Origin of the sequence: Pseudomonas sp. R3-52-08, from assembly GCF_003851745.1 — a bacterium.
Lineage (GTDB): Bacteria > Pseudomonadota > Gammaproteobacteria > Pseudomonadales > Pseudomonadaceae > Aquipseudomonas.
Map to the genome: position 1 here is coordinate 2,784,064 of NZ_CP027730.1, position 11,594 is coordinate 2,795,657.

The following is an 11,594-nucleotide window of genomic DNA, read 5'->3' on the forward strand; positions in this document are numbered from 1 at the left end:
AAGGACGCAGCCATGAACGCCATCAGCCTGGAACACACCGAACGCATCTGGTTGAACGCCTACCTGCCCGGCGTGCCGGCGGACATCGATGCCGCTATCGAGGCTTACCCCTCGTTGCGCGAAGTGTTCGTGGAACACCTGGAAAAATTCCGCGAGCGGGTGGCGTATGTCAGCATCGGCACGCCCATGACTTACGCCGACTGGCACATCCAGGGCAGCGCATTTGCCGCCTGGCTGCAGGGCCAGGGGGTGAAGAAGGGCGACCGCGTCGCGTTGATGATGCCCAATTGCCTGCAGTACCCGATCTGCCTGCTGGGCACGATCCTGGCCGGCGCGGTGGTGGTCAACGTCAATCCGTTGTACACCGCCCATGAACTCAAGCACCTGCTCAAGGACAGTAGCGCCGAGACCGTGGTGATCTTCGAAAACTTCGCCCACACCCTGGAAAAGGTCATCGCCGGTAGCAGTGTCAAGCGCGTGGTGGTGGCGGCCATCGGCGACCTGCTCGGCACCTTCAAGGGCGCGGCGATGAACTTCATCCTGCGCAGCGTGCAGAAGCAGGTGCCGGCCTTCACGCTGCCTGGCTCGGTGCGTTTCAACCAGGTGCTGAAACAGGGGCGGGCGCTCAATTTTTTGCCCGTCAGCATAAGTCGCGATGAGCTGGCCTTCCTGCAATACACCGGCGGCACCACCGGCGATGCCAAAGGCGTGATGCTCAGCCATCGCAATATTATTGCCAACCTGTTGCAAGCCAAGGCCTGGGTCGGTAATCAACTGGACCAGGACAAGCAGGAGACCAACGTCACCTTGCTGCCGCTGTACCACATCTTTTCTTTGACGGTGAACTGCCTGATGTTCATGTGCCTGGGCGGGCGCAATATCCTGATCGCCAACCCACGGGACGTGAAGCGGGTGCAGATGATCCTGCGCAAGGAACGCTTCAACGGGATCGCCGGGGTCAACACGCTGTTTAACGGTTTGCTGGAGAACAAGGATTTCTGCGCGCGGGACTTTTCCGACCTGCGCATGGTGATCGCCGGGGGCATGGCCACGCACACAGCGGTGGCCAAGCGCTGGAAGGAAGTCACCGGCTTGCCGATCGTCGAGGGCTACGGGCTGACCGAGTGTTCCCCGGTGGTGAGCATCAGCCCCATCGACATCAACCGCATGCGCGAGATGGAATTCACCGGCAGCATCGGCGTGCCCTTGCCGTCGACCTGGGTGCGCTTCGTTCGTGAAGACGGCGAAATGGCCGAAATCGGCGAGCAAGGCGAACTGCAAGTGCGCGGGCCGCAAGTGATGCAGGGCTACTGGAAGCGCCCGAAGGAAACCGCCGAAGTGCTGGATGCCGAGGGCTGGTTGTCGACCGGTGACATCGGCGTGATGGATGAGCGCGGCTACATCCGCCTGGTGGATCGCAAGAAGGACATGATCCTGGTCTCGGGTTTCAACGTATACCCGAACGAAATCGAGGACGTGGTGGCGATGCATCCAGGGGTGGCGGAAGTAGCGGCGATCGGTGTGGAAGATGGCGTGACCGGCGAGAAGGTCAAGATCATCGTGGTGCGCAAGGACCCGAGCCTGACCCAGGAGCAAATCCTCGCCCATTGCCGGGAATATCTGACCGGCTACAAGGTCCCGCGTTATGTGGAGTTCCGCACCACCGAACTGCCCAAAACCACGGTGGGCAAAGTACTGCGCCGAGCCTTGCGCTGATATTGAAGGCGACTGCGATCAAATGTGGGAGGGGGCTTGCTCCCGATAGCGGTGTATCAGCCGACTCATGTATTGGCTGAACCACCGCCATCGGGAGCAAGCCCCCTCCCACATTTAGATTGAGTTCACTTCGACCCAGCGCTCTTCAAGCGCCGCCACACGAATCGCCGTCGCCAGCCGCTCCACCGCCCACGCCGTTTCAAAATCAGTGCCATCCACACCTTGCCCCGCCAGCGCCATGATCAGTTCGTGAACCTCCAGCGTCTTCAACTCGTTGTACCCCAGCTGGTGGCCCGCCGCCGGGCTGAACGCGGCATAGCCGGGCAGGGCCGGGCCGGCGAGTAAGCGCTGGAAGCCATCCTGGCCGGCTCGGCACAGGCGCAGCTCGTTCAAGCGCTCCTGATCGAACGCCAGCGTGCCCAGGGTCCCGCTGATTTCGAAGCTCAGGTGATTCTTATAGCCATGCTTGAGCCAACTGCTGCTCACCGTGCCGCGCGCGCCGTTGGCAAAACGCAGCAGGGCATGCACCTGGTCATCCACGGCGATGCTCTTGAGTTCATGGCTGCCTTTGAGGGCCGGTCGTTGAGCGTGGACGGTGTGGGTATCGGCGCACACGCTGGCCACATCGCCCACCAGGTAATGGGCCATCGACAGTAAATGGCTGCCCAGGTCCGCCAGCGCGCCGCCAGCGTGTCCTACCTCGCAGCGCCACGACCAGGGCGAGGCCGGGTCGGCCATGAAGTCTTCGCTGAATTCGCCCTGGAAACTGATGATCTCGCCAAGCTCGCCGCTGGCAATCATCTGTCGCGCCAGCACGATCATCGGGTTGTGCTGGTAGTTGTAACCCACGCGCGTCACCACACCGGCCGCGCTGGCAGCTCGACGCATGGCATCGGCCTGTTCCAGGCTGACGGCCAGCGGCTTCTCGCAATACACCGCCTTGCCGGCCGCAATCGCAGCCATGGCCATCGGGTAGTGGAGGTGGTTGGGGGTCGTGATGGCCACAACATCGACCTTGGGATCGTCGATCAGCGCCTGCCAGTCGGCATGGGCCTGGGCAAACCCCCAGGCGCTGGCGCAACGCTGCGCGCGCTCGGCGTCGGCATCGGCCAGGGCCGCCAGTGTGAGCGTGACGGGCAGTTCGAACACCGCCCGAGCGTTGTTGAACGCCAGCGCGTGGGCGCGCCCCATGAAGCCTGTGCCGATCAAGCCGATTCCGAGTTCACGCATCGCCGTGGTCCTTTGGATTATTGTTTTCAGGAAGCGTATTAATGGAATAAATATTCTCAAAATTCAATAGATGGAATAAAAATTCATTATCCCGCATGGCGCCATGATGCTCGTTCCCACGCTCTGCGTGGTAACGCCGCCAGAGACGCTCCGCGTCCCATAACATCATCATTTGAGCTGATGCAGCTATATTCACCATGTGGCCAAACGCCGCCAGTTAACAAAAGATAACGTAGCGCCGATTGTCAGACGATTCCAAAGCCCGATAGGATGGCCCGTGCTTGCGTCAGGCGCTCTAGATTGCAGGTTTCAGAGCCCCGCGCAAAGCAACACGACCTAACAATAATAAATGGGAGAAAGGTCTATGAGTGAGCCTGTCATGGGTTGGGTTGTTTGCCGCCCACGCGCCGCACGCAAGCTTGCGTTGCTGGCCACAGCGCTCTCGCTGTTTGGCGCCGTTGCGTTACCCAGCGTCGTCCACGCCGCCAGCGATACCCCCGCCGCAGCGGTGTTTGCGATTGAATCGCCCAAGGCCGCCAAAGGCCTGATGATTGACGTGGTCCACGCCGGCCAGCGCCTGGTGGCGGTGGGTGATCGCGGGCACATCCTCTATTCCGATGACCAGGGCAGCACCTGGACCCAAGCCAAAGTCCCCACCCGGCAGTTGCTCACGGCGGTGTTCTTCGTCGATGCCAGCCACGGCTGGGCGGTCGGCCATGATGCGCAAATACTCGCCAGCAGCGACGGCGGCGCCAGCTGGACCCAGCAATACCAGGACCTCAAGCGCGAAGCGCCGTTGCTCGATGTGTGGTTCAACGACGCCAATCACGGCCTGGCCGTGGGCGCCTACGGTGCGCTGATCGAGACCACCGACGGCGGCCAGACCTGGGAAGACGTCAGCGACCGCCTCGACAACGAAGACCAGTTCCACCTCAACGCCATCGCCTCCATCAAGGACGCCGGCCTGTTTATCGTTGGTGAGCAGGGCAGCATGTTTCGCTCCAGCGACGACGGCCAGACCTGGGAAAAACTCGAAGGCCCCTATGAGGGTTCGTTGTTTGGCGTGATCGGCACCGCTCAAGCGCAAACGCTGTTGGCCTACGGCCTGCGCGGCAACCTGTACCGTTCCACCGATTTCGGCAGCACCTGGGAGCCCGTCGAGTTGAACGCGGCGCGGGGAGCGCTGGAGTTTGGTTTGTCCGGCGCGACCTTGCTGGAGGATGGCGCCATCGTCGTCGTCGGCAATGGCGGCAGCGTGGTGGTCAGCCATGACGACGGCCAGACCTTCAGCGTGTTCAACCGTCCGGACCGTATCTCACTCTCGGCGGTCACTGCGGCCGGCAACGGCAACTTGGTCCTGGTCGGGCAGGGCGGCGTTCGCGTCGCTACAGCTGCTGGCGCCGAACCGACAAAACAATAAGAAGGCGGGGAAAGAATGAGCAGTCATCACAACGATAAAGCGACCTTTCTTGAGCGCCTGATTTTCAATAACCGCCCGGCAGTGATCGTCATCTGCCTGCTGGTGAGTATCTTCCTGTTCTGGCAGGCGACCTTGATTCGCCCGTCCACCAGCTTTGAAAAGATGATCCCCCTCAAGCACCCCTTCATCGAGAAGATGATGGAGCACCGCAACGACCTGGCCAACCTGGGCAACACCGTGCGCATCTCGGTGGAAGCCAAAGACGGCGACATTTTCACGAAGGAGTACATGGAGACCCTGCGCCAGATCAACGACGAGGTGTTCTATATCTCCGGCGTCGACCGCTCGGGCCTCAAGTCGTTGTGGAGCCCCAGCGTGCGCTGGACCGAAGTGACCGAAGAAGGCTTCGCCGGCGGTGAAGTGATCCCGCAGAGCTACAACGGCTCGCCGCAAAGCCTCGACCAGTTGCGCAACAACGTGCTCAAGTCCGGCCAGGTCGGCCGGCTGGTGGCCAACGACTTCAAGTCGAGCATCGTCGATATCCCGCTGCTGGAGTCCTACCCAGACCCGCAGGACCAGGGCAAGTTGCTGGCCCTGGATTACCGCAAGTTCTCCCATGAACTCGAAGACAAGATCCGCGACAAGTTCGAAGCGCAGAACCCCAACGTCAAGATCCACATCGTCGGCTTCGCCAAGAAAGTCGGTGACCTGATCGATGGCCTGGTGATGGTGGTGCTGTTTTTCGGCATCGCCTTCGTCATCACCCTGATCCTGCTGCTGTGGTTTACCAACTGCCTGCGCAGCACCGTCGCGGTGCTCAGCACCACGTTGGTGGCGGTGGTCTGGCAGCTCGGGCTGATGCACTTCTTCGGCTTCGGGCTGGACCCGTATTCGATGCTGGTGCCGTTCCTGATCTTCGCCATCGGCATCTCCCACGGGGTGCAAAAGATCAACGGGATCGCCCTGCAGTCGAGTGAGGCAGACAACGCCCTGACCGCCGCGCGGCGCACCTTCCGGCAACTGTTCCTGCCGGGGATGATCGCAATCCTCGCCGATGCCGTGGGCTTTATCACCTTGCTGATCATCGACATCGGTGTGATCCGCGAATTGGCGATCGGCGCGTCCATCGGCGTGGCGGTGATCGTGTTCACCAACCTGATCCTGCTGCCGGTGGCGATTTCCTATGTCGGCATCAGCCCGCGGGCCATCGCCCGGAGCAAGAAGGACGCGAACCGCGAACATCCGTTCTGGCGCCTGCTGTCGAACTTTGCCAACCCGAAAATCGCCCCCATCTCCATCGCCCTGGCCGTGCTCGCCTTCGGCGGCGGCCTCTGGTACAGCCAGAACCTCAAGATCGGCGACCTCGACCAGGGCGCGCCGGAACTGCGCCCCGACTCGCGCTACAACAAAGACAACAACTTCATCATCAGCAACTATTCGACCAGCTCCGACGTGCTGGTGGTGATGGTCAAGACCCGCGCCGAAGGTTGTTCGCGCTATGAAGCCATGGCGCCGATTGACCAATTGATGTGGAAAATGCAGAACACCGAGGGCGTGCAGTCGGCGATCTCGCTGGTCACTGTGTCCAAGCAGATGATCAAAGGCATGAACGAGGGCAACCTGAAATGGGAAACCCTGTCGCGCAACCCCGACGTGCTGAACAACTCCATCGCCCGCGCCGACGGCCTGTACAACAACAACTGCTCCCTGGCGCCGGTGCTGGTGTTCCTCAACGACCACAAGGCCGAGACCCTCGACCGCGCCGTGCATGCGGTGCAGGACTTCGCCAAGGAGAACAACAAGGACGGCCTGGAATTCATCCTCGCCGCCGGCAACGCCGGGATCGAGGCGGCCACCAACGAGGTGATCAAAGAGTCGGAGCTGACCATCCTGATCCTGGTGTACCTGTGCGTGGCGACCATGTGCATGATCACTTTCCGTTCCTGGGCGGCGACCCTGTGCATCGTGCTGCCCCTGGTGCTGACCTCGGTGCTGGGCAATGCGCTGATGGCGTTCATGGGCATCGGCGTCAAGGTCGCGACCCTGCCGGTGGTGGCGCTGGGCGTGGGGATCGGCGTGGACTACGGCATCTACATCTACAGCCGCCTGGAAAGCTTCCTGCGCGCGGGCTTGCCGTTGCAGGAAGCCTATTACCAGACCCTCAAGTCCACCGGTAAAGCCGTGCTGTTTACCGGTTTGTGCCTGGCCATCGGCGTGTGCACCTGGATCTTCTCGGCCATCAAGTTCCAGGCTGACATGGGCCTGATGCTGACTTTCATGCTGTTGTGGAACATGTTCGGTGCACTGTGGCTGCTGCCGGCACTGGCACGCTTCCTGATCAAGCCCGAGAAGCTGGCGGGGCAGAAAGGCAACTCGCTGTTTGCCCACTAAACGGCAAACAACCTGTAGGAGCGAGGGGGACGCCCAGTTCTTGCTCGCGAAGATCGTCAACGATAACGCGCTCATCCTGAATGAACGCGGCGCTCTCAGGTTCTTCGCGAGCAAGCTCGCTCCTACAGTGAACGATGTTTCACAGGGCTTCGTATCACGGCGCCAACGGCAGGAACCAGCGCTCGGCCAGCCCCTTGTCGATCAAGCCACGGTGCACATCGACCACGGCCTGGGCACTTTGTGCCTTGGCCAACAGCGAGTAATAGCTTTGCTTGCGTTGCTCCCTGGTTTTCAGGTGCGCGGCGGTGTAGCTGGCTTTGGGGGCGTCAGCACTGGCGTAGTGAAAGTGCGCATACCACAACGGGTAGCCCTTCAGGTCAGTGACGGCATATTCCTGTACAAAGTCGCGACGCTCGCCACTCAATTGAATGCGCTCACCGTACCGTGCCACACCGACGCGTTTCTGGCTGATCAGGTACTCAAGATTGCCATGGGTGGGCGCCAGCTCCAGGCACAGCTGAATCCGCAACTCATCACCCTTGGTCGTCAGGCGAACGGCGGCCTGGCGCATTTCGGCCGCGAGCGCTTGGTCGGTTGCCACGCGGGCCTCTGCGGGAAGCGCCTGGATGGCCTGATCCAGTTCCGTGGCAAGTTTGTCGTAGCGTGCAGCCTCGAAATGCAGTACTTCCTGCACATCTTGAGGGTGTCTGGAAACCTTGCGGTAGTCGTCTCCCCTGCGTAGATGGGTATCGAGCATGGCCAGTAATTTACGCGCCTCACCCTTGACCATGCTCAGCCCACGGGCCACCGCGGGTGGTTTGGGAGCAAGTGGCTCGGTGAATGCTATCCACTCATCGCCACGTTGCGAATACAGGCCCAGTAGTTGGTCACCGATCTCGGAGCGTACCTCCACGGTCTCCAGACTGCCGATGGATTTCACCTCGCCGATCAAGGTGCCGCGTTTCGGTGTCTTGATGACCTTTTTTGTCGGTCTTCCTGCCGTTGCCAAATTGCGCTTGGGTGCGCGCCGGCGAGGCTGTACCACCGGTTTGACTTCACCGGCCAATTGCTGGACGGCCTGCTGATAGAGTTCTTCTACCCGCATTGAGAGTCGGGCGAAGTACTCGTTTTCCAGTTCGTCGGCATTGACAATGCCGATCCCCTTCAAGGCGTCCACACTGCGGCCATAGTGTTCTACCAGGCTCTCCAAGACCTTGACGCGATCCTCAGTCGTCAGTTCCAGGGCGTTGAGTTCACTGTGAGTACGCACCTGTTCCTGCAAGGGGGTAAAAATACTGTCCAGGGTGTCGAACAGCGGATGACCAAATTCTTTGATCACGAGCAGCTTGAGGCTGCGGATCTGCAGATCCTTGATTGCCAGAGCGCTGATTTCGTTCGGTCGGTCCTGGGTCAGCCGCGCAAGCACCTCGCTGGCGGCGGCGCCCAGGTTGAACAGTTCATCCAGATAGCGATCCCTCAATTCCAGCCATTGGATCGAACGATCATTGATTTCCAGAGAGTCCTTGATGAACCGCTCATAACCTACAGGGTCACCGATGACGGCAAGTTTCAGCCGCGCACCGGCGACGGTGAAGTCCTTATTGGCATCGTAAAGGGCCGACCGATCTTTTTCGGCAATGACGAAGTGTTTTCGCGCATTGTTGACGGTGTTTTCCATCAAGGACACGACGGTGCGGGTTGCCAGCGGGATACCCAGCTCATCACGCTCCTTCAGGCTCTCCAGCAATTGTCGATACTCGGTCGTCTGCTGTTGCAACGCCCCGTCGAAGCGCTGACGAGTGCCGGCTCGCTGTGCGGCGTTGAAGCGGTTATCGCGCTCGGCGCTTTCCATGACGGATTGTGCAATGTCGGTTGCCCTTTGCCGGTTTGTTTGCAAACTGATGAATTGGTTGTATTCGGCTTCCAATTGGCTGATCCGCTGCGCCCGCCGCTGGCGTTCAGCGGCAATACGTTTGGGGGGCATGCCGCCGCGCAGACGCAGCCGGATATCAACGGACCAGACACCCTGAGTGTCGGTGCGTAAATGCGGGCCACGCCGTTGCGGTGCGGCGGAGTCGACGATCACCACCTCGCCGTCGGGCTCCAGGGTCACCTGGAACCAGTGTGAATCCACCAGGGCGTGCCAGAGGTCATTGATCAGGTACAGACCTTTGCGCGGTCCGTTCAAGATCGGCGCAGGCACAGTGGCCGGAGGCGTGGCGCGGAAGTCGGTCAGGCGCGCGCGTTGGCTGGCCGTGAGCGCATGGGTCTGGGAAAAGCTGAAATCCAGAACGGTATTTTCCGGTTTCGGCAGCACGCCAGGCAACGACACGCCGGCTTGGTGGATGCGCGGCGGGCTGGGTACCGGCCACTGTTCGGCTATGCGTCTTGGCAGTAGCGGCGCCAATGCGTGCTCCTTGAATTCGGTCGCTACCACCGGTCGCGCCCGGTTCACGCTGGGTATACCCTCCAACAGCAACAGGCCGAGGTTGAGCAGCATATCGATAGCCGCCAGCTCGTGGGATTTTGGATCGCTATCACTCAAGGCACTGATGTCGCTGCCAAGGCTGGCATACAGGCTGAACAACCAACCCGTGACCATGGCCGGACCGCGCAACAAGGGCAGCAGGAGGTTACTGAACAGCAGGCTGGCCCCCTCCAGGAATACTTGCCAGCGGCTTTCGCTGTTGGACACCGAATCACTGTCTGCCTGCACCACCAGGGCCCGGGCGTTTTCGCTGTAGAGGTACTGCATCAAACGGCCTGTCACCAGGCATTGGTGCAATTCATCTTGATCGCTGCCCGTGGCCAGTTGGGCTGGTGAGGGAGGCCTGATGTAGGTGAACTCATCGCCAGGATGAAAATGTACGATGTGCGGTTCTTGAAAACCGCCGTTGGCGTAAATCGATCGGGCGCTGTCGGGCAGCCATGTCAGCACGCTGGTTTGCAGGGCACCGGGTTGCGCGATGGCCTGGAACAACGCCTCCCGGCTGGTGAACTCCTGGAGCGGGTCTGAATATAAGGGACGGTACAGGATGTGTGATCCCTCAGCGGTGTCCTGCCCTTCGATGATGTACATGTTGCTCACGATGTCCGGCTGGGCGCCGGGCTCGCGCAACAGTGACAGGTGGCGAATGACGATACCGCGCTGGTCGGCAACGTCTGTGTGCATCAACGCTTCAACCATGTACGCACCGGCACGTGTCAGACCGAATGCCTGCTTGAGGCTCAACTCCAGGGCCAATAGAGGCAGATACACCGACTGTTGGTCGGCGAACAGCACCTCACGCTCTTGTGCCTGGGCCATGTTTTCCAGCAGACGCTCGTTGAGCATCTGGGGGTAATACGTGCCGATGTCCACGCGCTCGATGAGACCGGCGGAGCCGGTGATATAGCCTGGGGTCAGCCAGGAGGGCAGTATCGCTCCCTGACGATGGGCAATGCTCAATTGACCGCTGGGCGCACTCACCAGGTTGTTGATGGCCAACTCCGTCAGACTCATTCGCTTGTGTTGGATAATGCCGACGGTGCCGGGGTAGCCGGCGGCAATCACGAACGTCAGTTCCAGGTCGTCGGGGTGCAAGGCGGATACCTGCGCCGGCGTGTTGAACTGTATGGCATCGTGTTGCAGCGCCTGCAGCAGCGCATCCACTGTAAAGGTCTTGAGGTCCTTGATGTCGCTGAGAAAGGTACGTCCGTTCCCGCGCTGTTTTGCACTGGCCAGGGCCAGGCTCAAACGACGATAGCTAAACTGATCGTCGACGCTGGCCTGTCGCAGCCAGTCCGGAAGCAGCGGACGCAATAGGGTCAGCAGCTCAGGTTGGATATCCGGTGTGTCGAGCAGGTATTGCCCGGGGTCGGTAATTTCGTGGTAGAGCGATTGCAACGCATCGAAGCCCTGGTTGACTGGCAGGCGTAATGCGCCGAGATTTTCCTGCTGCTGATTGAAAATCATCGCGGCCTGGTGATCGAAGATGTTGCCTTCGGGTTCATAGCGTCGGGTCACGATTTGCTGCGCCACGTATTGGGTGCTCAGATGCTCTCCCCAGGCTTGTATCAAGGCGTCCATGGACGAGAACGCCTCGATGCGCCCCCCAGCCTTACATAGCAATGCTGGCGCGGTGCCGTTGATGGTGCGTGTCAGGACTATCTCCGGCCCCAGCAAGGTGACGCGTTGGGGGGCACTGTCGATAGTGGTCTCAAGACAGTAGGCGAATACCGCTTCCTGGCCGTATTGCGCAACTCGCCGTTCGCGGTCCGGGCGGGTGATCAGTTGATCCACGGTCTCACGTTGCCAGACACCCAGTTCGGGTTGCTTGATGGCGCTGATTCTGAGGGTGTCCATCAACATATTGCTCAGCCAGCCCCAGGCATCGGGAACGACGTTGTTCCAATGTTGGAGCAGCGCGTTTTGCAGGGCGATGGGCAGGGTTGTGGGCAGCTCCTTGATCAAGGCCTCGATAACCTTCATGTCGAGCTTTTCCAGGGTCAGGCCAGGCAGTTTCAGACGTTTTGGCGGTGCTACTGAGAGGTAGTAAGACTTATCGCCGACGTCGCTGAAGTCCAGAATCGCACCGCTGGCCAGATACTCACGCACTGCTTGTAGCAGCGGGCGAATCTTGTACTCATTGTGGGTTTGCGGAATGAAGAGAGAGGACTTGGACAGGTCTATCGTGAGGGAAGGGTATTTTTCGGTAATGGATTCGCCGAGTAACTGTTTGATCACATCATTCAGGTCGGGCGGATCGGCAAATCGCGCGCTGACAGCTTTTGCCGTCAGGGGGCGGGGCTCTTGGGGGTATGTATTTGCATGAAAAGTCCTTTTTTACAGGTAGCA

6 protein-coding genes are annotated in these 11,594 nt (G+C 60.3%); 3 read left to right on the forward strand and 3 right to left on the reverse strand.

Translation table 11 applies throughout. The features are described 5' to 3' along the window. Positions 1-12: 12 nt before the first annotated feature. Positions 13-1,716: an AMP-binding protein gene (locus C4J91_RS12765; RefSeq protein WP_124362658.1), complete on the forward strand. Its 1,704-nt coding sequence runs from the start codon at positions 13-15 to the stop codon at positions 1,714-1,716. A gap of 114 nt (positions 1,717-1,830) precedes the next feature. Here C4J91_RS12765 and C4J91_RS12770 read toward each other — a convergent pair whose 3' ends face one another. Beyond that, positions 1,831-2,946: a Gfo/Idh/MocA family protein gene (locus C4J91_RS12770; protein WP_124362659.1), complete on the reverse strand. Its 1,116-nt coding sequence runs from the start codon at positions 2,944-2,946 to the stop codon at positions 1,831-1,833. Continuing rightward, complete coding sequence (locus tag C4J91_RS12775) at positions 2,939-3,145, reverse strand: hypothetical protein (protein WP_124362660.1); 207 nt, start codon at positions 3,143-3,145, stop codon at positions 2,939-2,941. The genes C4J91_RS12770 and C4J91_RS12775 overlap by 8 nt, the downstream gene beginning before the upstream one ends. A 180-nt stretch (positions 3,146-3,325) precedes the next feature. On the opposite strand from C4J91_RS12775, the gene C4J91_RS12780 reads away from it, so the two are divergent. Together C4J91_RS12780 and C4J91_RS12785 are read left to right on the forward strand one after the other, a co-directional pair. Further along, the gene (locus C4J91_RS12780) at positions 3,326-4,366 is read left to right on the forward strand and encodes a YCF48-related protein (RefSeq protein ID WP_177412852.1); all 1,041 of its coding nucleotides are present in this window, start codon (positions 3,326-3,328) and stop codon (positions 4,364-4,366) included. Positions 4,367-4,381: 15 nt separating this feature from the next. Further along, the gene (locus tag C4J91_RS12785; RefSeq protein WP_124362662.1) at positions 4,382-6,757 is read left to right on the forward strand and encodes an RND family transporter; all 2,376 of its coding nucleotides are present in this window, start codon (positions 4,382-4,384) and stop codon (positions 6,755-6,757) included. 154 nt (positions 6,758-6,911) lie between these two features. Here C4J91_RS12785 and C4J91_RS12790 read toward each other — a convergent pair whose 3' ends face one another. Next, positions 6,912-11,483, reverse strand: a complete 4,572-nt coding sequence (locus C4J91_RS12790; protein ID WP_124362663.1) for a dermonecrotic toxin domain-containing protein — start codon at positions 11,481-11,483, stop codon at positions 6,912-6,914. Positions 11,484-11,594 lie beyond the last annotated feature (111 nt).